This window comes from Sphingomonas sp. (assembly GCF_041661885.1).
Classification (GTDB): Bacteria; Pseudomonadota; Alphaproteobacteria; order Sphingomonadales; family Sphingomonadaceae; genus Sphingomonas.
Genome location: NZ_JBAZTL010000003.1, coordinates 182,269 through 206,818 on the forward strand (window position 1 = coordinate 182,269; position 24,550 = coordinate 206,818).

Below are 24,550 nucleotides of genomic sequence, written 5' to 3' on the forward strand. Positions count from 1 at the left end.
AGCGATGATCGCGGTCGAAGAGTGCGTGCTGATTCTGCTCGCGGCCGGGCGATCGCGTCGTTTCGGCGATGCGGACAAGTTGCAGGAGCTCTTTCTCGGCAAGCCGCTCGCTTATCATGTCGTCACCGCGCTGGAGGACGTGCCGTTCAGGACGCGCTTCGTGGTATGTTCGGGCACCGAGCTTGATTTCGCCAGCCGGGGCTATGCCGTGCTCCACAATCACAACCCTGACGACGGCATGTCGGGATCGGTGAAGCTCGGCGTCGCGGCGGCCCGCGACATCGGTTGCGCGGGGGTGGTGATCGCGCTGGCCGACATGCCGCGCGTAACCGCGACGCACATCCACCGCTTGTTGGAGGCGGCAAGCGGCCCTGACGCAGTGGTCGCGTCGAGCAACGGCGTGCATAGCTGCCCGCCCGCCGTGTTCGGGGTCGATCAGTTCGACGCGTTGATGACGCTGACCGGCGACGAGGGCGGTCGCGCGATGGTGCGCGCCGGGCGACATGTGATCGCGCCCGAAGCCGAATTGCTCGACATCGACCGGCCCGAGGATCTCGAACGCTTGCGCGCGTTGCGCTGAGTTATCGCACGTAACTCGCGCCGTTTACGTCGAGCACCGCGCCCGTCATCGAGGGCGGCGCATCGAGCGCGAGGAAGCGCACAACCTCGGCCACTTCCTCGGGCATCGCCACGCGACCGAGCGGAATGTCGGCGAGCAGTGTGTCGCCGCCGCGACTCTCCAGATACTCCTCGGCCATGCCGGTCATGGTGAAGCCCGGGCAAATTGCGAAGGCGAGAATGCCGTCCTTGGCGTACCCCCGCGCGATGCTCTTGGTCATCGCGACCATGCCCGCTTTTGACGCGGCATAATGCCAATGCTGCGGCGAATCGCCGCGATAGGCGGCGCGGCTGGCGATGTTGACGATCCGCCCGCCGCTCGCGCGGTCCTGCCAGTGCAGCACGGCGAGGCGGCACAATTCGGCGGCGGCGGTCAGGTTGATGCGCATCGTGCGCTCCCATTCCGCCACCCAGGTGGCATCGTCGCGCGCGATCGGATTGGCTTCGAACACCCCGGCATTGTTGATGAGCACGTCGATCCGCCCGCCATGCGCCGCGAACGCTGCATCCCATAGCGCGCGCGGTGCCGCCGGATCGGCAAAGTCGGCGGGGATGCCGCTTGCGGTCCCCTGTCCGATAACGGTCGCCCCGGCCTTCTCAAGAACGGTCAGGGTCGCGGCGCCGATTCCGCGCGAGGAGCCGGTAAGGAGAATGTTGGTCATGGGCGCGGTGTAGCGGGCGATCATGATCGCCGCCACACCCCCAAACGCCACGATGGCACGTGGTCAGGCGGCGACGCTGGCCGAAAAGGTATCTGCCGCGCGTTTCAGGCCACCGAGACGGTCGTCTACTTCGCCGAAATCCTGTTCGAGCGTTTCGATTTCGCCCGCCACATTCTCGGTGTCCTCGCGGATCGCGGTGATGGTGTTGGACATCGAATCGGCGGCGAGCGCGGTTTCATCGACGGCGGCGGTGATGGCGGTGACGGTTTGCGCCTGTGCTTCCATCGCATAGCGGATGCGGTTGGCGCTTTCCTGTACTTCGGCCACGGTGGTTTTGATCGAGGCGTTGGTCTCGACGGTCGAGCGCGTGGCGGACTGGATCGCGGCGATCTTGGCGGCGATGTCGTCGGTGGCGCGCGCGGTCTGGTTGGCGAGGCTCTTCACTTCCTGCGCGACGACGGCAAAGCCGCGCCCGGCATCGCCCGCGCGCGCCGCCTCGATCGTGGCGTTGAGCGCGAGCAAATTGGTTTGCCCGGCAATATCGCGAATGAGGCCGAGGATCGATTCGATCGACTTCGCATGGTCGCTGAGCGTCTCCGACATGCCGACGGCGGCGCCCGCCTGAGTCGAGGCGCGCGTCGCGATTTCGGCGGCGGCTTCCACTTCGGTGCGCGCATCCTCGATCGCGCGGATCAGCCCGGCGGCGGTCTGTGCCGCCTCGCGCATCGCCATCGCCGATTGTTCGGCGGCGGCGGCGACTTCGCTCGTCTTGCCCAACATGCCGCGCGCCGATTGTGCCGCGCCCTGCGCCTGGATGCGGATGCGGTTGCCGAGCGCGGCGGTGCCCTCGATCGAGCTGGCGATCGTCGCGCTGAAATCGCGTGACCGCATACGGCGCTCGTTGCGGGCACGTTCGGCATCGCGCGCGCCCAGATGCGATGCCATGACATCGGCTTCGACCAGCCCGAGCCGCTGCACGCAATCCGCCAGCGCGCGCAACCGCGGGGAACCAACCCCGAGCCGTGCCTCGATCCGTTCGAGCGTGCGGCTGTGCGCGAAGCTCAGCGACGTCAGCAATGCCGGAAGCGGAATGTTCGCCTTTTGCGAATCGGTGGCGTGGCGGATCGCCATGCGCATCCAATCATCGTCCAGCGGTGCGGCATATTTTGTGCGGGTATATTTGGCGCTGTGCGCCACGCGCGTGGACAGATAATCAGGGGTAAAGAACCCCCGAATATGCGCCGTCTGCGGCAGCGAGAGATAATACTCCCAGAAGGCGCGCGCGATTTCGCCTTCATGCCCGGCGATGGCCTCGGCAATTTCGGCGGACGCGGCGGTGACGCTGCCATCCCAATCATACTCCGCGACGCGCGCGGCGGCGGTGCGGCTTACGCCGCTCCACCCGCCGGCGGTCCCGCCCTCGGACGTCCCGCTTTCAGCCATGTCAGATCCTCTCCAGGGCTCATGCAGCGACTTTCGCGACGAATTCGCTCGCGCTGTTCTTGAGCATGCCAAGTTTTGTATCGAGCGAGTCGAAACCGCGCCCGACGCGGTCGATCTCGGAGGCAACGCATTCGGTGTCCTCGCGGATCGCGGTGATGGTGTTGGACATCGAATCGGCGGCGAGCGCGGTTTCATCGACGGCGGCGGTGATGGCGGTGACGGTCTGCGCCTGTGCTTCCATCGCATAGCGGATGCGGTTGGCGCTTTCCTGGACTTCGGCCACGGTGGTCTTGATCGAGGCGTTGGTCTCGACGGTCGAGCGTGTGGCGGACTGGATCGCGGCGATCTTGGCGGCGATGTCGTCGGTGGCGCGCGCGGTCTGGTTGGCGAGGCTCTTCACTTCCTGCGCGACGACCGCGAAACCGCGCCCGGCATCGCCCGCGCGCGCCGCCTCGATTGTGGCGTTGAGCGCGAGCAAATTGGTCTGTCCGGCAATATCGCGAATGAGGCCGAGGATCGATTCGATCGACTTCGCATGGTCGCTGAGCGTCTCCGACATGCCGACGGCGGCGCCCGCCTGAGTCGAGGCGCGCGTCGCGATTTCGGCGGCGGCTTCCACTTCGGTGCGCGCATCCTCGATCGCGCGGATCAGCCCGGCGGCGGTCTGTGCCGCCTCGCGCATCGCCATCGCCGATTGCTCGGCGGCGGCGGCGACTTCGCTGGTCTTGCCCAACATGCCGCGCGCCGAGGTCGAGGTTTTGACCGACTGGCCGCGCAGCACTTCCGATTCCTGTGTCGCCTGTTCGACCGTAGCGGCGATGCCTTCGCGGAAATCACGCGCCAGCCGGTCGCGCTCGCCGCGCGCGGAGTGGGCGCGGAAGGCATTGTAGATTTCAACGGTGATCTCGGCTTCGAGCCCGGTCAGCCGCATCACGGTATCGATGAAGGTTGGCAAGCGCGGATCATTCGATTCTACGCGCTTGAACAAAATCTCGAGCGCGGCGCGGTCACTGGCGCAGGTCATCGACAGCAGGGCCATCGTCGAAACCCCGGCCTTATAGCCCGAGGCGACCGAACGCTCCATCGATTCGACCCACAGCCGACCCGATACGTCACAGAAGCGATGGCGCAGATAGGTTACGCCCAGCTCGATCATTTTGGCTTCCTCATGCGGTTGCCAGCTTTGCGCGCCCGGGCTGGCACGACGCCACTGCTCCCAGAACGCCAGCGCGATGTCTGCGGCATCCGGCTCCAGGATCGTCCATACCTCGCGCGCCGCACTCTCCAGCGAGTTGTCGGAATCGAATGCGCGCAGCCGCGCCCGGATGTCGATCGTCGCAGCAACCGTGCCGGGGGCGGGCAATTCATTGACGGTCAAGGCGAGAACTCCGTGTTTGACAGGACCGATGAAGCCGACGGTCTGACACACGGCCTAGCGCGATTTGGTTAATGCGCGGTAACTACGGTGATCCTCCTGTGACGATCGTGTTTTCGCGGGGGGCAGGCGCTGCCCGCGGCAGGCGGTGCCAGCCCGCTTGCCACCTGTGCGGGTGGCTGGCTGCACTGATTGCATGTGCAGAAGCGTCCCACAAACCTTGCATCGCGCGCTTCGGTGTCTAAGAGGGCACACCTGTATCAGACCGTACATTCGAACCACCCATCGACGAGGACGTCCCGCCTTGGCCAGCTCTGCTCCCCGCGCCCGCCCGCTCAGCCCGCATCTGTCGATCTGGAAACCCGGGCCGCACATGATCGTCTCGATCCTTCACCGCATCACCGGCGATGGCATGGCGACGGTCGGCACGGTGGTGCTGGTGTGGTGGCTGGCGGCGCTCGCCGGGGGTGCCAAGAGCTATGCGACCTTCACCTTCGTGTTTGGGGAATGGCTGGGCGGGGCGCTCGGCTATCTGTTCGGCATCGGCTTGACGCTGTGCTTCTTTCAGCATCTCGCCACGGGCATTCGCCATTTCGTGTTGGATACCGGAGCCGGGTATGAACTGAAGGGCAATCGCGTCGGGTCGATCGCGACGATGGTTTTCTCGGTCCTCGCGACCGCGGCCTTCTGGGCCTATTTGCTGATGGTGAAATAAGATGGGCAATGGAACCGAACTCGGCCGCGTGCGCGGCCTGGGCAGCGCCAAGGAAGGCGCGCATCACTGGTGGGCGCAGCGCGTCACCGCAGCGGCCAACCTGTTTTTGATGGTGTGGTTCTTCGTCGCGATCGCGCGGATGCCGGCGTATGATTACGACACGGCGCGTAACTGGCTGCAATCGCCCTGGGCGGCGATTCCGATGGGCTTGCTGATCGTTTCGGTCTTCTACCATTTCCGACTCGGCCTGCAGGTGCTGATCGAGGATTATGTTCACGGCGCGGCGCGCGTCGCGTGGTTGCTGGCCCTCAATTTCTTCACCTTCGGCACCGCCGCCATCGCCCTTTTCGCGATCCTCAAGGTCGCCTTCACCGTCACCACCGGAGCGCCCCATGCCTGAGGCCTATAAGATCATCGACCATACCTATGACACGGTTGTCGTGGGTGCCGGGGGTTCGGGCTTGCGCGCGACGATGGGCAGCGCCGAAGCCGGGCTGAAGACCGCGTGCATCACCAAGGTGTTCCCGACGCGCAGCCATACCGTCGCGGCGCAGGGCGGCATCGCCGCCAGCCTCGGCAATATGGGGCCGGATCACTGGACCTGGCATATGTACGACACCGTCAAAGGGTCGGACTGGCTCGGCGACCAGGACGCGATCGAATATATGGTCCGCGAAGCGCCGCAGGCGGTGTATGAGCTGGAACATGCCGGTGTGCCGTTCAGCCGCACCAACGAAGGCAAAATCTATCAGCGCCCGTTCGGCGGCATGATGCAGAATATGGGCGAGGGCCCGCCCGCGCAGCGCACCTGCGCCGCCGCCGACCGCACCGGCCATGCGATGCTCCACGCTCTGTATCAGCAGAGCCTGAAGTATGACGCGGACTTCTACATCGAGTATTTCGCGCTCGACCTGATTATGGAAAACGGCGTGTGCCGTGGCGTGATCGCTTTGTGCATGGATGACGGGTCGATCCACCGCTTCCGCAGCCATGCCGTTGTGCTGGCGACGGGTGGCTATGGCCGTACCTATTTCTCGGCGACCTCCGCGCATACCTGCACCGGCGACGGCGGCGGGATGGTGCTGCGCGCCGGGCTGCCGCTGCAGGACATGGAATTCGTGCAGTTCCACCCGACCGGCATTTACGGCGCCGGTGTGCTCATCACCGAGGGTGCGCGCGGCGAGGGTGGGTATCTCACCAACTCCGAGGGCGAGCGCTTCATGGAGCGCTACGCGCCGAGCGCCAAGGATCTCGCCAGCCGCGACGTCGTGTCGCGCTCGATGGCGATGGAAATGCGCGAGGGGCGCGGCGTCGGCAAGGAGAAGGACCATATCTTCCTTCACCTCGACCATATCGACCCGAAAGTGCTGCACGAGCGCTTGCCCGGCATCACCGAGACCGGCAAGATCTTCGCCGGTGTCGACCTGACGCGCCAGCCTTTGCCCGTCACGCCGACGGTGCATTACAATATGGGCGGCATCCCCTGTAACTTCCACGGCGAAGTCGTGCAGTTGAAGGATGGCAATCCCGACAGCGTCGTGCCGGGCCTGTTCGCAGTGGGTGAGGCGGCGTGCGTCTCGGTGCATGGTGCGAACCGGCTGGGCTCGAACAGCCTGATCGATCTGGTGGTGTTCGGCCGCGCGACCGGCCTGCGCCTGAAGGAAACGCTCAAGCCCAACACGCCGCACGGGCCGCTGCCCAAGGGCTCGGAAGAGTTGGCGCTTGGCCGTCTCGACCATTTCCGCAACGCCAAGGGCGGGTCGCCGACGGCGGCGATCCGGCTGGAGATGCAGCGCACGATGCAGAAGAATTGCGCTGTGTTCCGCGACAATGCGCTGCTCAGCGAGGGCGTCGAGAAGATCGGTGCGACCTATAGCCGCCTCGCCGATGTCGATGTGCAGGATCGCTCACTGATCTGGAACACCGATCTGGTCGAGACGCTCGAACTCGATAACCTGCTGGCACAGGCGGTGGTGACGATGAACTCGGCGGCCAACCGCAAGGAAAGCCGCGGCGCACACGTCAACGAGGATCATCCCGATCGCGATGACGTCAATTGGATGAAGCACACCACCGCAACCTTCACCGGTTGGGGCGGCAAGGACGGCACGGTCGACCTCGGTTTCCGCCCGGTGCACGACTACACGCTCACCGACGACGTCGAATATATCAAGCCAAAGAAGCGCGTTTACTGATCGCGCGTCCCGGCCCTCTGCCGAGGGCCGGGATTTTCGGCATCGCGCGGGAACTCGCGCATATGTCGAAGCACCGAATGTGGTCTCGCCGCGCATTGTGCTGGCGATGGGAAGTGGTGCCGGAGCCTCCGGCACCACCTGTTTGTTTACAGCGAGAAGCCGCCGTCGATGTCGATCGCCGCGCCGGTGATGAACGACGCGTCGTCGCTGGCGAGGAAGGCGGCGAGCGCTGCCACTTCATCGGCCTTGCCATAACGCCCGAGCGCGATGCCGGGGGTAAGCAGCTTGGCGAAATCGCCGTCGGCGGGGTTCAGGTCGGTGTCGATCGGGCCCGGCTGGATGACGTTGACGAGGATGCCGCGCGCGCCGAGGTCACGCGCCCAGCCGCGCACCAGCCCGGCCACCGCCGCCTTGGTCGCACCATAGATGGCGCCGCCCGGAAGCGGCATCGTGTGCGCGTTGATGCTGCCGATCACGATGATCCGCCCGCCATCGGCGATCAGCGGTACTGCCGCCGCCGTCCCGGCGAACACGCCTTCGACGTTGACGCCGAACTGGCGGGTAAACGCGTCGGCGGGATCGGTTTCGATCGAGGCGAAGTCGGCGATTCCGGCATTGTGGACAAGGATGTCGAGCCCGCCGAGCTTTTCGGTCGCCTCCTTGATCGCGGCGCGCTGTGCGGCTGAATCGGCACTGTTGGCCTGGATCGCAAAGCCCTTGCGACCGGCGGCGGAAATCGCGGCGACGGTCTGGTTGGCGGCGTCCTGGTTGCCGGCGAAGGTGATGACGACGTCGGCACCGTCAGCGGCAAGCCGCCGCGCGATCGCCGCGCCGATACCGCGCGATCCGCCCGTGACGATCGCCTTTTTGCCCTCGAGTTTGGTGGTCATGCTGCAAATTCCCTCGGCGCGACCCGTACCGGCGGGTCTTCTGCGCTAACCCGCAAATGGCGTTGCACCGCGCGCATTCAACGCGGCGTGCGGCTAGTTCTTCTTTGCATCGTCCAAGATTGGTGCGCGGCATGACCGATACGGACAATCGCGGATGCAGCAATTCGTCGCCATAGGGGTTTGCGAGTGGGCCCCTGCTTGTGTACGGCCTGTTCAGTCTCGGGCGGTGCGCCGCCCCCCACGGATGGAAAGCGCGAGCAAGCGATGGCCGAATTCTCTCTTCCCGCCAATTCTAAGATCAAGAAGACCGGCAAGGTCCACAAGGCCGCGGCGGACGCCAAGCGGATCAAGAATTTCAAGATCTACCGTTACGATCCCGACGCGGGCACGAACCCGCATTACGACACGTTCGAGGTCGATCTTGATTCGTGCGGGCCGATGGTGCTCGATGCGCTCATCAAGATGAAGTCCGAGCAGGACAGCTCGCTCACCTTCCGCCGCTCCTGCCGCGAGGGGATTTGCGGGTCGTGCGCGATGAATATCGATGGCACCAACACGCTTGCCTGCACCAAGGCGATCGAGGACGTGAAGGGCGAAGTGCGCATCACGCCGCTGCCGCATATGGAAGTCATCAAGGACCTTGTCCCTGATTTCACGCATTTCTACGCGCAATACAGTTCGATCAAGCCGTGGCTGCAAACCGTTACCCCACCGCCCTCGGGCAAGGAGCGGTTGCAGTCGCCCGAAGACCGCGAAAAGCTCGATGGCTTGTACGAGTGCATTCTGTGCGCGTGCTGCTCGACGTCGTGCCCGAGCTATTGGTGGAATTCGGACAAGTTTTTGGGCCCGGCGATCCTGTTGCAGGCCTATCGCTGGCTCGCCGACAGCCGCGACGAAATGACCGGCGAGCGGCTTGACGAACTGGAGGATCCGTTCCGCCTGTACCGCTGCCACACGATCATGAATTGCGCGAACGTCTGCCCCAAGGGCCTGAACCCGGCCAAGGCGATTGCCGAGATCAAGAAGCTGGAAGTCGAACGGATCGTATAACGCCCGCTCCTAAGGAGGAGGATGACGGTGACGCGCGCGGTTGTGCGCGTCACGCCCATCGGGCGCTTCGCGCCACCGTCTCCTGGGGAAAAGGCCATCGGGGATCGGCACGTTTTGACGGAAGCTCCTTTTTCATACGAAGACGACCCTGATCTGCCGGGATGGAAACGCTGGCAGTTCCGCGATCCGACGCGCTTCAACAGCTTTATCGAGCCGTTGCTGGTCAAGGTGGAAGGCCCGATCGCGCGGGTGCGGATGCTGCCGCGCCACGAACATTCCAACATGCGCGGTGATGTACATGGCGGGGCCTTACTCGGCTTCATGGATGTCGCCTTGTTCGCAGCGGCGCGCGGCTTTGGCGTGTTGCAGGCGGGCGGGGCGGTGACGCTCGATCTGTCGGCGCAATTCATCGGGGGCGGCGCGATCGGCGTTCCGCTGGAGGCGCATGTCGAATTGCTGCGCGAAACACGCAACATGCTGTTCCTGCGTGGGCTGATCGTTCAGGACGACACGCCGACGATCGCCAGCTTTACCGGCACGCTGCGTAAATCGACCCCGCCCGGGGGCACTCGGTGAACAGTGTAGCGCGCTTCCGCTTTGTGCAAACGCTGCGCGGGAAAAGATGACCGACATTCTCAAGCGCTATGACGCGCTGCTCGCGTCGGGCGAACTCAAGCCCGATCCCGAACAAGCGGCGGCGGCGCGGCGGCTGGCCGATCTTGCAATCGCGTTGCAGGCGACACCCAAACGCGGCTCCACGCTGTGGCGGGCGCTGGGCCGCAAGCCCGTGCCGCCGCGCGGCCTGTATCTATGGGGCGGGGTGGGGCGCGGCAAATCGATGCTGATGGACCTGTTCTACGCCAGCCTCGACATCCGCCGGAAACGGCGCGTCCATTTCGCCGAATTCATGCTGGAGGTGCACCAGCGTCTCGCCATCGAGCGCGCCAAGGAACAGGGCGATCCGATTCCAGGCCTCGCCCGCGCGCTGGCCGAGGAAGCGCGGCTGCTCGCCTTTGACGAGATGATGGTGACCAACAGCCCCGATGCGATGATTTTGTCGCGGCTGTTCACGCACTTGCTCGAGGAAGGCGTGACGGTGGTGACCACTTCCAATCGTCCGCCGGTCGATCTCTACAAGAACGGTCTCAACCGCGAGCATTTCCTGCCCTTCATCGCGCTGATCGAATCGGGGCTCGACGTGATCGCGCTCAACGGCCCGACCGATTATCGACGCGACCGGTTGGGGCAAGTCGATACCTGGCTCGTCCCCAATGGCCCCGAGGCAACGCGAATCCTGTCGGGCGATTTCTTCCGCCTGACCGACTTTCCGGTCGAAGATCGCGCGCATGTGCCCTCCGAGGATTTGACCGTGCAGGGCCGCACGCTGCATGTGCCCAAGGCGCTGAAAGGCGTTGCGGTGTTCAGCTTCAAACGATTGTGCGCGGAAGCGCGTGGTGCTGCCGATTACATTGCGATCGCGCGGCGTTTTCACACCGTTATTCTGGTCGGCATCCCCAAATTGGGCCCGGAAAACCGTAATGAGGCGGCGCGATTCGTTGCCCTGATCGATGCTTTGTATGAGCAGAAGGTCAAATTGCTCGCGGCGGCGGATGCCGAACCGGCGCAGCTTTATGAAAGCGGCGACGGTCGCTTTGAATTCGACCGCACCATCAGCCGCCTCGAGGAGATGCGATCCGAAACCTATCTCGCGCAGGGGCATGGCGGGGACTGAGCCCGCTTAACAGCGCCGCGCGGGCGCGTTACAGTGCGGCTACCGCTCTTGGGGACCGATGCCATGCTTGTCACCACCACAGAGAATGTCCCCGGCCACACTGTCCGCGCGACGCTTGGCCAGGTGTTCGGCGTCGTCGTGCGCAGCCGCGGGATTGGCGGCAACATTACCGCCAGCCTGCGCTCGATCATCGGCGGCGAGATTCCCGAATATACCAGGCTGGTCGAAGAGACGCGGCGTCACGCGATCGACCGGATGGTGGCGAACGCCACGCTGATGGGGGCGAATGCGGTGGTGATGATGCGCTTCGACTCGGGTGAAATCGCGCAGGCGATGAACGAAGTCGTTGCCTACGGCACTGCCGTGCTGCTCGATCCCGCGCCTGAGTGAGCGCCCGGCGATGCTGCTGCGCACCTTCGTGTTGGTCGCCGCTGCGCTGTTTCTGACGGCGGCGCTGATTGGCGCGGTACTTGATCCGGGGACATGGCCAACGGTGATTGCGGCGGCGTTGCTGGTCGTCGGAATCGCGTTTGAGCGCGTGCGGTACGGCGCGGTGCAGCGCGCGCCCGAAGGGCCCAACTGGCGCGAAACCTCGGAGCGTTTCATCGATGATGCCTCGGGCAAGCCGGTGACGGTATGGTTCGACGCCAGGACCGGGGAGCGTCGCTATGTGGCAATGGAAGACCGCAATGGCGAATAATTGCACTTGCGAACCATGTGCAATAACCCTTGACAAAGGCCCTCTCTTTCGGGTTGCCCCGCAGGGAAAACGGGCCTAAGCCGCGCGCGTTCAGGCCGAACGCGGCCCGAGACAGGTCGGCCGCACGCGGCCACAGCGAAGAAGGACATTCGATGGCTCGCAAGAAGATCGCGCTGATCGGCGCCGGCAACATCGGCGGCACGCTCGCCCATCTCGCAGCACTGAAGGGCTTGGGCGATGTCGTCCTGTTCGACGTGGTCGAAGGCGTGCCGCAGGGCAAGGCGCTCGATCTCAGCCAGTGCTCGCCGGTCGAGGGCTTCGACGCAAAGATCACCGGCACCAACGATTACAAGGACATCGCGGGCGCGGACGTCATCATCGTTACCGCCGGTGTCGCGCGCAAGCCCGGCATGAGCCGCGACGATCTGCTCGGTATCAACCTCAAGGTGATGAAGGCCGTCGGCGAGGGCATCGCGGCCAACGCGCCCGACGCCTTCGTCATCTGCATCACCAACCCGCTCGACGCGATGGTGTGGGCGCTGCGCGAATTTTCAGGGCTCCCGCACAATAAGGTGGTCGGCATGGCCGGCGTGCTCGATTCGGCGCGCTTCAGCCACTTCCTCGCCGAGGAGTTTGACGTTTCGGTCAAGGACGTCACCAGCTTCGTGCTCGGCGGGCATGGCGACACGATGGTCCCGGTGATCCAGTATTCGGCGGTGTCGGGCATTCCGGTGCCGGATCTGATCGCGATGGGCCGTTCGACCCAGGAAAAGATCGACGCGATCGTCAAGCGCACGCGCGGCGGCGGCGGCGAGATCGTTGCATTGCTCAAGACCGGATCGGCTTATTATGCGCCCGCGACCAGCGGCATCGCGATGGCCGAGGCCTATCTGTACGACCAGAAGCGCGTGCTGCCGGCGGCGGCGCACCTCACCGGCCAATACGGCATCGACAATCTCTATGTCGGCGTGCCGGTGGTGATCGGTGCTGGCGGCGTTGAGCAGGTTGTCGAGATCGCGCTGGATGATGAAGCCAAGGCGAACCTTGCCGTGTCGGTTGACGCGGTCAAGGAGCTGCTGGTCGCGTGCAAGGCGATCGACGAGAGCTTGAACTAATATCGGAGGCATCCGCCTTTGCGTTCGCCGGGGTGGATTTGAACGAAGAGCAGGACCCTTATGAGCATTCTCGTCGATAAGAATACCAAGGTCATCACCCAGGGCATGACCGGGGAGACCGGCAGCTTCCACACCAAGGCGGCGCTCGACTATGGCACGCAGATGGTGGGCGGCGTTACCCCCGGTAAGGGCGGCACGACGCACCTCGATCTGCCGGTGTACGACACCGTGGCCGAGGCGGTCGCCAAGACCGGCGCGACCGCATCGGTGATCTACGTTCCGCCGCCCTTCGCGGCCGACTCGATTCTCGAAGCGATCGATGCGCAGGTTCCGCTGATTGTTACGATCACCGAGGGCATTCCGGTGCTCGACATGGTGCGCGTCAAGCGCGCGCTGTCGGGCTCCAAGTCGCGGCTGATCGGCCCGAACTGCCCCGGCGTGCTGACGCCCGGCGAATGCAAGATCGGCATCATGCCCGGCAGCATTTTCCGTCAGGGTTCGGTCGGGGTTGTCAGCCGTTCGGGCACGCTGACCTATGAAGCGGTGTTCCAGACGTCCAATGCAGGTCTCGGTCAGACGACCGCGGTCGGCATCGGTGGCGATCCGGTCAACGGCACCAACTTCATCGACGTGCTTGAGCTGTTCCTCGCCGATGAGGCGACCAAGTCGATCATCATGATCGGTGAAATCGGCGGCTCGGCCGAAGAAGAAGCGGCGCAGTTCCTGATCGATGAAGCCAAGCGCGGCCGCAAAAAGCCGATGGCGGGCTTTATTGCAGGCCGTACGGCGCCTCCGGGCCGCCGCATGGGCCACGCCGGTGCTATAGTAAGTGGCGGGCAGGGCGGTGCCGAAGACAAGATCGCGGCGATGGAAGCCGCCGGAATCCGCGTCGCGGACTCGCCCAGCGAACTCGGCACCACTTTGTTGGCGGTGTTGAACGGTTGAATCTAACCCTTCTCCCCTTGTGGGAGAAGGGGGCCCGCAGGGCCGGATGAGGGGGAGTAAGGGACTGCTTTGGTCCCCCTCACCCTCCCACCCGCAAAAGCGGGTGGGCCCCTCCCTCTCCCACAAGGGGAGAGGGGAAGAAGGAAGACGATTATGGGCTTCGAAGGCCAGGATTTCGCGGATGTGGCGGGCAGTGTAAGCCCGGCTTTTATCGAATCGCTGTATGCACGCTTCAAGGCGTCGCCCGACAGTGTCGAGCCGTCCTGGCGATCGTGGTTCGAAGGGCTGGAAGGCAGCGCGGGCAGCGCATCCTGGCAGCAGGCCAATTGGCCGCTTTCGTCCACCGATGACTTGACCTCCGCGCTCGATCCAACCCAGATGGAGCCCGCGCCCAAGCCGTCCAAGGGCGGAGCGAAGCCAGCGGCTGCCGCTCCTGCCCCGTCGCAGGACGCCATTCTACGCGCCGCGAGCGATTCGATCCGCGCGATGCTGCTGATCCGCACCTACCGCGTGCGCGGTCACCTCGCCGCCAATCTCGATCCGCTTGGCCTGTCCAAGCGCGAGATGCCCGATGATCTGAAGACCGAATATCACGGCTTTTCCGATGCCGATATCGATCGCCCGGTCTATCTCGGCGGCACGATGGGGCTGCAATGGGCCACGGTGCGCGAACTCGTCGATATCCTGCGTGCCAATTACTGCGGCAATGTCGGCCTTGAATATATGCACATCGCCGATGTCGAGGAGCGCCGCTTCCTGCAGGAGCGCATGGAGGGCAAGGACAAGGCGATCGAGTTTTCCGATCTCGGCAAGAAGGCGATCCTCAACAAGGTGATCGAGGCCGAGCAGTGGGAACGCTTCTGCGGCAAGAAATATGTCGGGACCAAGCGCTTCGGCCTCGACGGCGGCGAAAGCATGATCCCCGCGCTCGAATCGGTCATCAAATATGGCGGCCAGTTCGGCGTGCGCGAAATCGTGTTCGGCATGGCGCATCGCGGTCGCCTGAACGTGCTGACCAACGTGATGGCCAAGCCATTCCGCATCATCTTCCACGAATTTGGCGGCGGGTCGGACAATCCCGATGACGTGGCCGGGTCTGGCGACGTGAAGTACCACCTCGGCACCTCGACCGATCGTGAATTTGACGGGATCAGCGTGCATATGTCGCTGGTCGCCAACCCCTCGCACCTCGAGGCCGAAGACCCGGTCGTGCTCGGCAAGACCCGCGCGATTCAGACGATCGCCAACGACTTGACCGAACACAAGGCATCGCTCCCCGTGCTGATTCACGGCGACGCGGCGTTTGCGGGCCAGGGGATCGTGTGGGAGTGCCTCGGTTTCTCCGGCATTCGCGGTTACAATACCGGCGGCTGCATCCACTTCGTCATCAACAATCAGATCGGCTTTACCACCAGCCCGCAATATGCGCGCAGCTCGCCCTATCCGAGCGATGTCGCCAAGGGCGTGCAGGCCCCGATCTTCCACGTCAACGGTGATGATCCTGAGGCAGTGACCTTCGCCACCAAGATGGCAATCGAGTTCCGTCAGCGCTTCCACCGCGACATTGTGATCGACATGTGGTGCTATCGCCGGTTCGGGCATAACGAAGGCGATGAGCCGGGCTTCACCCAGCCGCTAATGTACAAGGCGATCAAGGATCATCCCCCGGTCAGCGAAATCTACGGCCAGAAGCTGATCGCGCAAAAGGTGATCGACCGCGCCTGGATCGACGACAATATCCAGCAATTCACCACGCTGCTCGAGGGCGAGTTCGAGGCAGGCGCGAGCTACAAGCCCAATAAGGCGGACTGGTTCGCCGGGCGCTGGTCCGGGCTGCACGCACCCGCAGACGCCGAGACCGCGCGGCGCAACGTCAACACCGGCATCGAGCAGAAATTGTTCGATTCGCTTGGTCGCACGCTGACCACGATTCCCGAGGGGCTGACCGTCCACAAGACGCTCAACCGCGTGCTCGACGCCAAGCGCGAAATGTTCAAGTCGGGCAAGAATTTCGACTGGGCGACGGGCGAGGCACTGGCCTTCGGCTCGCTGCTGTCGGAGGGCTATGGCGTCCGTCTGTCGGGCCAGGATTCGGGCCGTGGCACCTTCTCGCAGCGCCACGCCGTTTGGGTCGACCAGACCGACGAACACAAGTACCGCCCGCTCGAGACGATCCCGCATGGTCGCTTCGAAGTGCTCGACTCACCGCTTAGCGAATATGGCGTGCTCGGCTTCGAATATGGCTATGCGCTCGCCGACCCCAAGACGCTGGTAGCTTGGGAGGCGCAGTTCGGCGACTTCATGAACGGCGCGCAGATCATGATCGACCAGTTCATCGCCAGCGGAGAGGCCAAGTGGCTGCGCGCCAACGGCTTGGTGATGCTGCTGCCGCACGGCTATGAAGGGCAGGGGCCTGAGCATAGCTCGGCACGCGTCGAGCGCTTCCTGCAATTGTGCGCGCAGGATAACATGCAGGTCGCCAACTGCACCACGCCCGCCAATTATTTCCACTTGCTGCGGCGGCAAATGCACCGTTCGTTCCGCAAGCCGCTGGTGATCTTCACGCCCAAGTCGCTGCTGCGGCATAAGCTGGCGGTGTCGCAGACCGAGGATTTCCTCGGCAACAGCCACTTCATGCGCATTCTGAGCGATCCTTCCGCTCCGGCTGATGCCGACGTGAAGCGTCTCGTCCTGTGCACCGGCAAGGTCGCTTATGATCTGATCGAAGCGCGTGATGCTGCGGGGGACACCAACACCGCGATCGTCCGGCTTGAGCAGCTCTATCCTTTCCCCGGCGAACCGCTGGTCGAACGGCTGAAGAAAATGCCCAATCTCGAAACGGTGGTCTGGGCGCAGGAAGAGCCGAAGAACAACGGCGCGTGGAGCTTCGTCGATCCGTTCATTGAGGAATGCCTGGTCGAAGCGGGCGTGCGCTCGACGCGCGCGCGCTATGCCGGGCGGGCAGCCTCGGCATCGCCCGCGACCGGGCTGATGAAGCGGCACCAGATGGAGCAGGCGGCGCTGGTCGCCGATGCGCTGGGGCATAGCGTTCGCGAGGAAATTCGGCGGACGCGCAAGGTTTAACGACGGCGCTTGTGTTCCTGCGCAGGCAGGAACCCAGGCTCCCGCAGAGCAACCCTAGGCTCCTGCTTCCGCAGGAGCACAGTTGGAAGAAGCAAGATATGGCAACCGAAGTCACAGTACCGGTACTCGGCGAATCGATCACCGAAGCGACGCTCGGCGAATGGCTCAAGCAGCCGGGCGACAAGGTCGCGGCTGACGAGCCGATCGCGAGCCTGGAAACCGACAAGGTCTCGGTCGAGGTTCCCTCGCCGGTGGCGGGGGTGATGGGCCAACATGCGGTGCAGGTTGGTGACACCGTCCTCGTCGGCGCAATGATCGCGACGATCGAGGCGGGTGACGGTGCGCCTGCGGTTGCCGCTGCACCGCAGCCGGCCGTGCTCGAATCGCCCGTGGCCCCGGCGGCGGACACGCCCGCCGCGCTCAGCCCGTCGGTGCGCCGCGCGGTGCTCGAACACGGCGTCGATCCGGCGACGGTCAAGGGCACTGGCAAGGACGGTCGCCTGACCAAGGACGATGTCCTCGCCGCCGCCGCGACGCCAGCACCCGTTGCCGCGCCGAGCGAACCGCTCCCGGTAGCCCCCTCGGTCGCCGCCGCTACTGGCCGCAAGGAAGAGCGCGTGCGCATGACGCGCCTGCGCCAGACGATCGCCAAGCGCCTGAAGGAAGCGCAGAACACCGCCGCCCTGCTGACGACGTTCAACGATGTCGACATGAGCGCGGTGATCGCGGCGCGCGCCAAGTACAAAGATCTCTTCGAGAAGAAGCATGGCGTCCGCCTGGGCTTCATGGGCTTCTTCGTGAAGGCGGCGTGCCTCGCGCTGAAGGACATTCCCAGCGTCAATGCCTCGATCGAGGGCGACGAGATCGTCTATCACGATTATGCCGATATTTCGGTCGCGGTGTCGTCGCCGGGCGGGCTCGTCGTGCCGGTGGTGCGCGATGCCGACCAGATGTCGGTCGCCGAGGTCGAAAAGACGATCGGCGATTTCGGCAAGCGCGCCAAGGACGGCACGCTGAAGATGGACGAGATGAAAGGCGGCACCTTTACCATTTCGAACGGCGGCGTGTTCGGCTCGCTGATGTCGACCCCGATCATCAACCCGCCCCAGGCCGCCGTGCTCGGCCTGCACCGCATCGAGGACCGCCCGGTTGTCGTCAACGGCGAGATCGTGATCCGCCCGATGATGTATCTGGCTTTGAGCTACGACCACCGCCTGATCGACGGCCGCGAAGCGGTGACGTTCCTGGTGGCGCTGAAAAATGCGATCGAGGATCCGACGCGGATCTTGATCGATTTGTGAGGGGCGGCAGTGCGTTTCGGCCTTCGCTGGAGCGCATCCCTAATCGTGCTCCGGCGAAGGCCGGAGCCTTGGGAGGAGGGCGATGAAGTCGGGTTGCGTCTACCTGATGGCCAACCACCGCAGAGGCCAGACCTACCTCGGCGTGACCAGCAACTTGCCCCAGCGTGCTTACCAGCATCGCAACAAGCTTATCGATGGCCACTCGAAGGCCAAGGATTGCGTCCTTCTCGTCTGGTTCACATATTTTGAAGACTTGCAGGATGCGCGGGCCTGCGAATGGCGCATGAAGAAATGGAAACGCGCTTGGAAGATTCGGCTTATCGAGGAGCAAAACCCCGATTGGGCTGACTTGTACGATACTGTGTTCTAGGCCGTGCTCCGGCGAAGGCCGGAGCGTTGGCGACATGCGATGCTCCCAGTGACCCAACGCTCCGGCCTTCGCCGGAGCACGGAAGGTGTGAAATGGCTGACCAAACTTACGATTACGACGTCCTCATCATCGGTTCGGGCCCCGGCGGCTATGTCGCCGCGATTCGTGCGGCGCAGTTGGGTCTGCGCACCGCGTGCGTCGAGAGCCGCGAGACGCTGGGCGGGACGTGCCTCAATGTCGGCTGCATCCCGTCCAAGGCGATGCTGCACGCTTCCGAATATTTCGATGCGGCGGCTAATGGCACGATGGCGAAGATGGGCATCAAGGTCACGCCCGAGCTCGATCTCCCCGCGATGCACGCACAGCGGATCGACGCCGTCACGCAACTAACTGGTGGCATCGCTTTCCTGTTCAAGAAGAACAAGGTGACCTGGCTGAAGGGTCGCGGCGCGTTCGTCGATGCGCACACCGTCCAGGTCGGCGAGCAGACCGTCACCGCCAAGGACATCGTGATCGCGACCGGTTCCTCGGTCACCCCGCTGCCGGGCGTAACGGTCGACCAGAAGGTCGTGGTCGATTCCACCGGCGCGCTCGAACTGGCCAAGGTGCCCGAGCATCTGGTCGTGATCGGCGGCGGCGTGATCGGGCTTGAGCTGGGCAGCGTGTGGCGTCGGCTGGGGGCCAAGGTTACCTGCATCGAATATCTCGACCAGATCCTGCCGGGCTTCGATGGCGACATCCGCAAGGAAGCCAATAAGATCTTCCGCAAGCAGGGCATCGAATTCAAGCTCTCGACCAAGGTCACCGGTGTTTCGGTGAGCGGCGACACTGCCAGCATCACGGTCGAGCCCGCAGCAGGTGGTGCTGCCGAGACGATCACGGCGGATTGCGTACTGGTTGCGATCGGTCGTCGTCCCAACACCGATGGCCTGGCGCTCGACAAGGCGGGGCTTGCCACCAATGCGCGCGGGCAGATCAACACCGATCACCGTTTCCAGACCAGCGTGCCCGGTATCTGGGCGATTGGCGACGTCATCCCCGGCCCGATGCTCGCGCATAAGGCCGAGGATGAGGGCATTGCCGTTGCCGAAAATATCGGCGGGCTGACCGGCATCGTGAACCACGATGTTATCCCGAGCGTGGTGTACACCTGGCCGGAAATCGCAGGGGTCGGCCTGACTGAGGAAGCGGCCAAGGCCAAGGGCGAGATCAAGGTCGGCAAGTTCCCGATGGCAGGCAACAGCCGCGCCAAGACCAATCACGAGCCCGACGGTTTCGTGAAGATCATCGCCGATGCCAAGTCCGATCGCGTGCTCGGCGTATGGGCGATCGCGGTGCCGGCCGGCACGATGATCGCCGAGGCGGCTTTGGGCATGGAAATGGGCGCGACCAGCGAGGACATCGCTTACACCTGCCACGCCCACCCGACGCATAGCGAAGCGATCAAGGAAGCGGCGATGGCGGTACGCGGGAAAGCGATTCACGTTTGATCGCCCGAGGCCGTAGCGAAAGCTACGGCCGAGGCTTGCCGCGATCAGACCGGCCGGCGGCGCTACGGCGCCGACCGACGGCATGGGCTTTGCCCATGCCAGTTTGGGCCGCGTCCATGATAAGCCCGCCCCAGCATTCATTTCCTCGGGCAGGCGCGCTACACGAGTGCGGATGCTCCCCCTCGCCCCCTGGCAATTCGGCTCGATTCTGCCGTGGCTCGATCTGTTCGGGATCGCGGTGTTCGCCATTACCGGAGCGCTGGCGGCGGCGGGGCGCAGGCAGACCTTCGTCACCGCTGCTTTCTTCGCGCTGATTACCGGGGTCGGCGGCGGGTCGGTGCGCGATCTGTTGATCGGCGCGCCGGTATTCTGGGTGCATGATCCGTTGGTCGCCGCCATTTGTCTCGCGGTGGCGGTGCTGGTGTGGACGACGCCGCGTGGTTGGTGGCAGGGCGCGGACGCGCCGACTTCGGCGCTCGATTGGCTCGATGCGGTTGGCCTCGCGGCCTATGCGGTGTTCGGCGCGGCGAAGGCGCTGGCGTTCGGCATCCCGCCGGTGCCCGCTGCCTTGATGGGGGTGGTGACGGCGTGCGTCGGCGGCATCATCCGCGACGTGCTGGCGGGCGAACCCTCGATTCTGATGCGGCCTGAATTGTACGTCACGGCAGCAGCGCTGGCAGCGGGGCTATATGTGGTGCTGGTCGCACTGGGCGTATCGCCAACGGTCGCGGCGGGCGTCGCCGCAAGCTGCGGCTTCGCGTTGCGCGCGGCGGCAATCCGCTGGAAGCTGGGGTTGCCAGCTTATGGGAGGTCGTGAGGGGGCTCAGGGCAAAAGCCACACGACGCGACGTGTGCTGTGGACCGCGATTGGCTTACCGTCTTTGTCGATCGCTGGCTTGTATCGACCGCGTTTGGTGATCGTTGCGCAGGCCGCACTATCAAGTGCCGGGTCGCCGCTCGTTGCTGCGACACCGCAATTTGTGATCCTGCCTTCTGTGTCGATTGTCCAAGTGATGGTAACTGCGCCTTGCGACTCGCGCAACAGCGCATCTGGCGGATAATCGTCGGTACCGATCCAATCGTTCACACTCTGAATTGGTTGGGCGGGTGTGGCGATGCGTAGTTGCTCCGACGGATCGAGATGCCAACTCCGTAGCAAGTCGTCGGTGCACATCGACAGTGCGCCGAGCGCGCCCTTCATTTTGCCAAGCGTGAGCGAGACGGGCGGCTTTCCGGCGATCGCAATCTCGATCCCGGTCGAACTACCGAGCTGGCCCAATGCGGTCGAAGGGATGTCCACGGTTGCAATGCGCATCCTCGATTTTGTTGTGACATAGCTGCTGTAGGTAGCGGGAATGGCTACGATGCTCGGCATCAGCGTAATTGTGGCCTTGCCGTTCTGAATGCCAACGCCATAGCTTGCAGGCTGAAGCAGGACGATTTCGACCGAGTCTCCCATCGGCCACGGTCTTACGCCGAACGTAATTTTACCCTTATCGGTTACATAGTCACGCGACAACACGCAAAGATTATCGGCATATTCGACAGTCCAGGGCGTAGTCGGCGCGAGCGGTGCCGCTGGTGTTTCTGGCGCGGACGTTACCAGTAATGCCCCCAATACGATCGTTTTCATTACCTACCCCCGAAGCTTGCGGCGGGAAGCATAACGTACCATCTGGCACCTGCAAGGCCTCGCTTGCACCTTCCGAACAAATGTGGAACAGATCGCCCTTATGCTGACTCATATTTCGGTGCGCGGCGCGCGCGAGCACAATCTCAAGGACGTGAGCGTCGATATTCCGCGCGATACGCTGACGGTCATCACCGGCCTGTCGGGATCGGGCAAATCGAGCCTCGCCTTCGACACCATCTATGCCGAGGGGCAGCGGCGCTATGTCGAGAGCTTGAGCGCCTATGCGCGCCAGTTCCTCGAACTGATGCAGAAGCCCGATGTCGACCATATCGAGGGCCTGTCCCCTGCGATCAGCATCGAGCAAAAGACCACCAGCCGCAATCCACGCTCGACCGTGGCGACCGTCACCGAGATTTACGATTATATGCGCCTGCTCTGGGCGCGCGTCGGCATTCCCTATTCGCCCACGACCGGCCTGCCGATTGCGGCGCAGACCGTCAGCCAGATGGTCGATCGCGTGATGGCGCTGCCTGAGGGCACGCGCCTCTATCTGCTCGCGCCGGTGGTGCGCGGGCGCAAGGGCGAGTATAAGAAGGAGCTGCTCGAATGGCAGAAAGCGGGCTTCACCCGAGTCCGTATCGACGGCGAGATCCATGAGATTGACGAGGCACCCGCGCTCGACAAGAAATTGAAGCACGACATTGAGGTGGTGGTCGATCGCCTCGTCGTCGGCCCCGACATGGCGACGCGCCTCGCGGAGAGCTTCGAGGCGGCGCTGAAGCTGGCTGAGGGGCTGGCCTATGTCGATTTGGTGGACACAACCGTGGCCGCGCTTTCTGCTCCCCTCCCGCTTGCGGGAGGGGCTGGGGGAGGGGCTGACAAAGAGGCGCGCCAATCATTTTCAGGCGATATGCCCTCCCCCAGCCCCTCCCGGAAGCGGGAGGGGGGTATGGTCGGCACCGGCATCCCCGCCAACCGCATCGTGTTCAGCGAAAAATTTGCCTGCCCCGTATCAGGCTTTACCATCGCCGAAATCGAACCGCGCCTCTTCTCCTTCAACGCCCCGCAAGGCGCATGCCCGGCGTGCGACGGCCTGGGCGAGAAACTGCTGTTCGACGAGGACCTCGTCGTCCCCAACCATGCCCTCAGCATCAAGAAGGGCGCGGTCGTGCCGTGGGCGAAGAGCAACCCCCCGTCGCCTTATTACATGCAGGTGCTGGGCAGCCTGGCGCGCGAATTTGGTTTCAGCCTGGATACGCCGTGGGAGGATCTGCCGGGCGAGGTGAAGCTCATCATCCTGCACGGCACCGGCGGCAAACCGGTGACGCTGACCTTCATCGACGGCAAGAAGTCGTATGACGTGAAGAAGCCGTTCGAGGGCGTGATCGGCAATCTCAACCGGCGGATGCTGTCGACCGAGAGCGCGTGGATGCGCGAGGAACTGAGCAAATATCAAAGCAGCGCGCCGTGCGAAGTGTGCGGCGGCGCGCGGCTCAAACCCGAGGCGCTCGCGGTCAAGATCGGGATGCGCGATATTTCCAGCGTCACCCGCCTGTCGGTGGTCGACGCGCTGACCTGGTTCGAATCCGTCCCCGCCGATCTCACCGACCAGCAACGCGCGATCGCCGAGCGTATCCTCAAGGAAATCCTCGAGCGGCTCGGCTTCCTCAACAATGTCGGGCTCGATTATCTCAACTTGGATCGCACCAGCGGCACGCTGTCGGGCGGGGAATCGCAGCGCATTCGCCTCGCCAGCCAGATCGGCAGCGGGCTGTCGGGCGTGCTCTATGTGCTCGACGAACCCAGCATCGGCCTGCACCAGCGCGACAATGACATGCTGCTGAAAACGCTGCGCCGCCTGCGCGATCTCGGCAACACCGTGCTGGTGGTCGAGCATGACGAGGACGCGATCCGCACCGCCGATTATGTGATCGACATGGGGCCGGGGGCGGGCGTCCACGGCGGCGCGATCGTCGCGCAAGGGACCTTCGAGGAAGTGCTCGCCAACCCCGACAGCATCACCGCCGATTATCTGTCGGGCAGGCGCGAGGTCGCGGTGCCCACTACCCGGCGCAAGGGCAATGGCAAGAAACTGACCGTCCACAACGCCACCGCCAACAATCTGAAGGGCGTGACGGCCAGCCTGCCGCTCGGCACCTTCACCTGCATCACCGGGGTCAGCGGCAGCGGCAAATCGAGCTTCACGATCGACACGCTCTATGCCTCCGCCGCGCGCGCGCTCAACGGCGCGCGGGTGCTGGCGGGCAAGCATGACAAGATCACCGGCCTGCAATATCTCGACAAGGTCATCGATATCGACCAGTCGCCGATCGGCCGCACCCCGCGCAGCAACCCCGCCACCTATACCGGCGCCTTCACCCAGATCCGCGACTGGTTCGCAGGCCTGCCCGAGGCGCAGGCGCGCGGCTACAAGCCCGGCCGCTTCAGCTTCAACGTCAAGGGCGGCCGCTGCGAGGCGTGCCAGGGCGACGGGCTGCTCAAGATCGAAATGCACTTCCTGCCCGATGTCTATGTGACGTGCGACGTGTGCCACGGCGCGCGCTACAATCGCGAGACGCTGGAGGTGAAGTTCAAGGGCAAGTCGATCGCCGACGTGCTCGACATGACGGTCGAGGATGCGGTCGAATTCTTCAAGGCGGTGCCGCCGATCCGCGACAAGATGGCAATGCTCGCCGAAGTGGGCTTGGGTTACGTCAAGGTCGGCCAGCAGGCGACGACGCTGTCGGGCGGCGAGGCGCAGCGCGTCAAACTCGCCAAGGAACTGTCGCGCCGCGCGACGGGGCAGACGCTGTACATTTTGGACGAGCCGACCACCGGCCTGCATTTCGAGGACGTGCGCAAGCTGCTGGAGGTGCTGCACCAACTGGTCGAGCAGGGAAATACAGTGGTGGTCATCGAGCATAACCTCGATGTGATCAAGACCGCGGATTGGGTGCTCGATCTGGGGCCGGAGGGCGGCGTGAAGGGCGGGGAGATCGTGGCGCAGGGTGTCCCGGAAAAGGTCGCCGAGACGGAAGGGAGCTTCACTGGCCGCTATCTGAAGCCGTTGTTGGGAAAGAAGACCCGGGACAAGCCTGTCCTGAGCGAAGCCGAAGCGTAAGCGCAGGCGTAGTCGAAGGGCCTGAGGTGGTGGCGAAGGCTGAGGGGAGCTTTACGGGGCGGTACCTGGAGCCGTTGCTGAAGTTGGGAAAAGCGGCGAAGGTGGCGTAAC

Annotated in this window: 22 protein-coding genes; 17 read left to right on the forward strand and 5 right to left on the reverse strand. The window is 64.1% G+C overall.

Annotated elements, in window-relative coordinates:
* The first annotated feature begins 4 nt into the window (after positions 1-4).
* Positions 5-580, forward strand: a complete 576-nt coding sequence (locus WC704_RS07300) for an NTP transferase domain-containing protein (RefSeq protein ID WP_372889259.1) — start codon at positions 5-7, stop codon at positions 578-580.
* 1 nt (position 581) lies between these two features.
* Here the strand turns inward: WC704_RS07300 and WC704_RS07305 are convergent, their stop codons facing one another.
* From WC704_RS07305 to WC704_RS07315, 3 genes are all read right to left on the reverse strand, one after another.
* Complete coding sequence (locus tag WC704_RS07305) at positions 582-1,280, reverse strand: SDR family NAD(P)-dependent oxidoreductase (RefSeq protein WP_372889545.1); 699 nt, start codon at positions 1,278-1,280, stop codon at positions 582-584.
* Between the two features lie 63 nt (positions 1,281-1,343).
* Positions 1,344-2,723 (reverse strand): methyl-accepting chemotaxis protein, encoded by a 1,380-nt coding sequence (locus WC704_RS07310; RefSeq protein WP_372889260.1) that lies wholly within the window; start codon positions 2,721-2,723, stop codon positions 1,344-1,346.
* Between the two features lie 19 nt (positions 2,724-2,742).
* Positions 2,743-4,086: a methyl-accepting chemotaxis protein gene (locus WC704_RS07315; protein ID WP_372889546.1), complete on the reverse strand. Its 1,344-nt coding sequence runs from the start codon at positions 4,084-4,086 to the stop codon at positions 2,743-2,745.
* Positions 4,087-4,402: 316 nt separating this feature from the next.
* Between WC704_RS07315 and sdhC the strand changes: the two genes are divergently transcribed.
* From sdhC to sdhA, 3 genes are read left to right on the forward strand one after another with little or no spacing between them, the layout of a single operon-like run.
* Complete coding sequence (sdhC, locus tag WC704_RS07320; RefSeq protein WP_372889261.1) at positions 4,403-4,813, forward strand: succinate dehydrogenase, cytochrome b556 subunit; 411 nt, start codon at positions 4,403-4,405, stop codon at positions 4,811-4,813.
* Between the two features lies 1 nt (position 4,814).
* On the forward strand, positions 4,815-5,213 hold the full coding sequence (gene sdhD / locus WC704_RS07325; protein ID WP_372889262.1) for a succinate dehydrogenase, hydrophobic membrane anchor protein: 399 nt from the start codon (positions 4,815-4,817) through the stop codon (positions 5,211-5,213).
* Positions 5,206-7,008: a succinate dehydrogenase flavoprotein subunit gene (gene sdhA / locus WC704_RS07330; RefSeq protein WP_033966221.1), complete on the forward strand. Its 1,803-nt coding sequence runs from the start codon at positions 5,206-5,208 to the stop codon at positions 7,006-7,008. Before sdhD ends, sdhA begins: the two co-directional genes overlap by 8 nt.
* 146 nt (positions 7,009-7,154) lie before the next feature.
* Here the strand turns inward: sdhA and WC704_RS07335 are convergent, their stop codons facing one another.
* On the reverse strand, positions 7,155-7,898 hold the full coding sequence (locus WC704_RS07335; RefSeq protein WP_372889263.1) for an SDR family NAD(P)-dependent oxidoreductase: 744 nt from the start codon (positions 7,896-7,898) through the stop codon (positions 7,155-7,157).
* Between the two features lie 264 nt (positions 7,899-8,162).
* Between WC704_RS07335 and WC704_RS07340 the strand changes: the two genes are divergently transcribed.
* The 12 genes from WC704_RS07340 (at position 8,163) to WC704_RS07395 (ending at position 20,502) form a co-directional block, all read left to right on the forward strand.
* Positions 8,163-8,948, forward strand: coding sequence for a succinate dehydrogenase iron-sulfur subunit (locus WC704_RS07340; RefSeq protein WP_372889264.1), 786 nt, complete (start codon positions 8,163-8,165; stop codon positions 8,946-8,948).
* Positions 8,949-8,975: 27 nt separating this feature from the next.
* Positions 8,976-9,524 (forward strand): PaaI family thioesterase, encoded by a 549-nt coding sequence (locus WC704_RS07345; protein ID WP_372889265.1) that lies wholly within the window; start codon positions 8,976-8,978, stop codon positions 9,522-9,524.
* Positions 9,525-9,570: 46 nt separating this feature from the next.
* Positions 9,571-10,680, forward strand: coding sequence for a cell division protein ZapE (gene zapE, locus WC704_RS07350; protein ID WP_372889266.1), 1,110 nt, complete (start codon positions 9,571-9,573; stop codon positions 10,678-10,680).
* A 63-nt stretch (positions 10,681-10,743) separates the two neighbouring features.
* Positions 10,744-11,070, forward strand: coding sequence for a YbjQ family protein (locus tag WC704_RS07355; RefSeq protein ID WP_372889267.1), 327 nt, complete (start codon positions 10,744-10,746; stop codon positions 11,068-11,070).
* A 10-nt stretch (positions 11,071-11,080) separates the two neighbouring features.
* Positions 11,081-11,380, forward strand: coding sequence for a hypothetical protein (locus WC704_RS07360; protein ID WP_372889268.1), 300 nt, complete (start codon positions 11,081-11,083; stop codon positions 11,378-11,380).
* A 152-nt stretch (positions 11,381-11,532) separates the two neighbouring features.
* On the forward strand, positions 11,533-12,495 hold the full coding sequence (gene mdh, locus WC704_RS07365) for a malate dehydrogenase (protein WP_372889269.1): 963 nt from the start codon (positions 11,533-11,535) through the stop codon (positions 12,493-12,495).
* A gap of 60 nt (positions 12,496-12,555) precedes the next feature.
* The gene (sucD, locus tag WC704_RS07370) at positions 12,556-13,440 is read left to right on the forward strand and encodes a succinate--CoA ligase subunit alpha (RefSeq protein WP_010407050.1); all 885 of its coding nucleotides are present in this window, start codon (positions 12,556-12,558) and stop codon (positions 13,438-13,440) included.
* Positions 13,441-13,593: 153 nt separating this feature from the next.
* Positions 13,594-16,524 (forward strand): 2-oxoglutarate dehydrogenase E1 component, encoded by a 2,931-nt coding sequence (locus tag WC704_RS07375; RefSeq protein WP_372889270.1) that lies wholly within the window; start codon positions 13,594-13,596, stop codon positions 16,522-16,524.
* Between the two features lie 98 nt (positions 16,525-16,622).
* Positions 16,623-17,825 (forward strand): 2-oxoglutarate dehydrogenase complex dihydrolipoyllysine-residue succinyltransferase, encoded by a 1,203-nt coding sequence (gene odhB / locus WC704_RS07380; RefSeq protein WP_372889271.1) that lies wholly within the window; start codon positions 16,623-16,625, stop codon positions 17,823-17,825.
* 82 nt (positions 17,826-17,907) lie between these two features.
* Positions 17,908-18,195, forward strand: a complete 288-nt coding sequence (locus WC704_RS07385; protein ID WP_372889272.1) for a GIY-YIG nuclease family protein — start codon at positions 17,908-17,910, stop codon at positions 18,193-18,195.
* 92 nt (positions 18,196-18,287) lie between these two features.
* A complete protein-coding gene (gene lpdA / locus WC704_RS07390; RefSeq protein WP_372889273.1) occupies positions 18,288-19,685 on the forward strand; it encodes a dihydrolipoyl dehydrogenase in 1,398 nt (465 codons plus the stop codon).
* 172 nt (positions 19,686-19,857) lie between these two features.
* On the forward strand, positions 19,858-20,502 hold the full coding sequence (locus WC704_RS07395; protein ID WP_372889274.1) for a trimeric intracellular cation channel family protein: 645 nt from the start codon (positions 19,858-19,860) through the stop codon (positions 20,500-20,502).
* Between the two features lie 6 nt (positions 20,503-20,508).
* Here WC704_RS07395 and WC704_RS07400 read toward each other — a convergent pair whose 3' ends face one another.
* Complete coding sequence (locus WC704_RS07400; protein WP_372889275.1) at positions 20,509-21,318, reverse strand: energy transducer TonB; 810 nt, start codon at positions 21,316-21,318, stop codon at positions 20,509-20,511.
* A 100-nt stretch (positions 21,319-21,418) separates the two neighbouring features.
* On the opposite strand from WC704_RS07400, the gene uvrA reads away from it, so the two are divergent.
* A complete protein-coding gene (gene uvrA, locus WC704_RS07405) occupies positions 21,419-24,439 on the forward strand; it encodes an excinuclease ABC subunit UvrA (RefSeq protein ID WP_372889276.1) in 3,021 nt (1,006 codons plus the stop codon).
* The last annotated feature ends 111 nt before the right edge of the window (positions 24,440-24,550 follow it).

What these genes read in the sequence shown, in the direction of transcription:
- sucD (WP_010407050.1), top strand. Translation starts at nt 12,556, where the DNA reads ATGAGCATTCTCGTCGATAAGAATACCAAGGTCATCACCCAGGGCATG.
- WC704_RS07375 (WP_372889270.1), top strand. Translation starts at nt 13,594, where the DNA reads ATGGGCTTCGAAGGCCAGGATTTCGCGGATGTGGCGGGCAGTGTAAGC.
- WC704_RS07355 (WP_372889267.1), top strand. Translation starts at nt 10,744, where the DNA reads ATGCTTGTCACCACCACAGAGAATGTCCCCGGCCACACTGTCCGCGCG.
- WC704_RS07305 (WP_372889545.1), bottom strand. Translation starts at nt 1,280, where the DNA reads ATGACCAACATTCTCCTTACCGGCTCCTCGCGCGGAATCGGCGCCGCG.
- WC704_RS07385 (WP_372889272.1), top strand. Translation starts at nt 17,908, where the DNA reads ATGAAGTCGGGTTGCGTCTACCTGATGGCCAACCACCGCAGAGGCCAG.
- zapE (WP_372889266.1), top strand. Translation starts at nt 9,571, where the DNA reads ATGACCGACATTCTCAAGCGCTATGACGCGCTGCTCGCGTCGGGCGAA.
- uvrA (WP_372889276.1), top strand. Translation starts at nt 21,419, where the DNA reads ATGCTGACTCATATTTCGGTGCGCGGCGCGCGCGAGCACAATCTCAAG.
- WC704_RS07360 (WP_372889268.1), top strand. Translation starts at nt 11,081, where the DNA reads ATGCTGCTGCGCACCTTCGTGTTGGTCGCCGCTGCGCTGTTTCTGACG.
- lpdA (WP_372889273.1), top strand. Translation starts at nt 18,288, where the DNA reads ATGGCTGACCAAACTTACGATTACGACGTCCTCATCATCGGTTCGGGC.
- WC704_RS07395 (WP_372889274.1), top strand. Translation starts at nt 19,858, where the DNA reads ATGCTCCCCCTCGCCCCCTGGCAATTCGGCTCGATTCTGCCGTGGCTC.
- WC704_RS07300 (WP_372889259.1), top strand. Translation starts at nt 5, where the DNA reads ATGATCGCGGTCGAAGAGTGCGTGCTGATTCTGCTCGCGGCCGGGCGA.
- WC704_RS07340 (WP_372889264.1), top strand. Translation starts at nt 8,163, where the DNA reads ATGGCCGAATTCTCTCTTCCCGCCAATTCTAAGATCAAGAAGACCGGC.
- mdh (WP_372889269.1), top strand. Translation starts at nt 11,533, where the DNA reads ATGGCTCGCAAGAAGATCGCGCTGATCGGCGCCGGCAACATCGGCGGC.
- WC704_RS07310 (WP_372889260.1), bottom strand. Translation starts at nt 2,723, where the DNA reads ATGGCTGAAAGCGGGACGTCCGAGGGCGGGACCGCCGGCGGGTGGAGC.
- odhB (WP_372889271.1), top strand. Translation starts at nt 16,623, where the DNA reads ATGGCAACCGAAGTCACAGTACCGGTACTCGGCGAATCGATCACCGAA.
- WC704_RS07335 (WP_372889263.1), bottom strand. Translation starts at nt 7,898, where the DNA reads ATGACCACCAAACTCGAGGGCAAAAAGGCGATCGTCACGGGCGGATCG.
- sdhD (WP_372889262.1), top strand. Translation starts at nt 4,815, where the DNA reads ATGGGCAATGGAACCGAACTCGGCCGCGTGCGCGGCCTGGGCAGCGCC.
- sdhA (WP_033966221.1), top strand. Translation starts at nt 5,206, where the DNA reads ATGCCTGAGGCCTATAAGATCATCGACCATACCTATGACACGGTTGTC.
- WC704_RS07400 (WP_372889275.1), bottom strand. Translation starts at nt 21,318, where the DNA reads ATGAAAACGATCGTATTGGGGGCATTACTGGTAACGTCCGCGCCAGAA.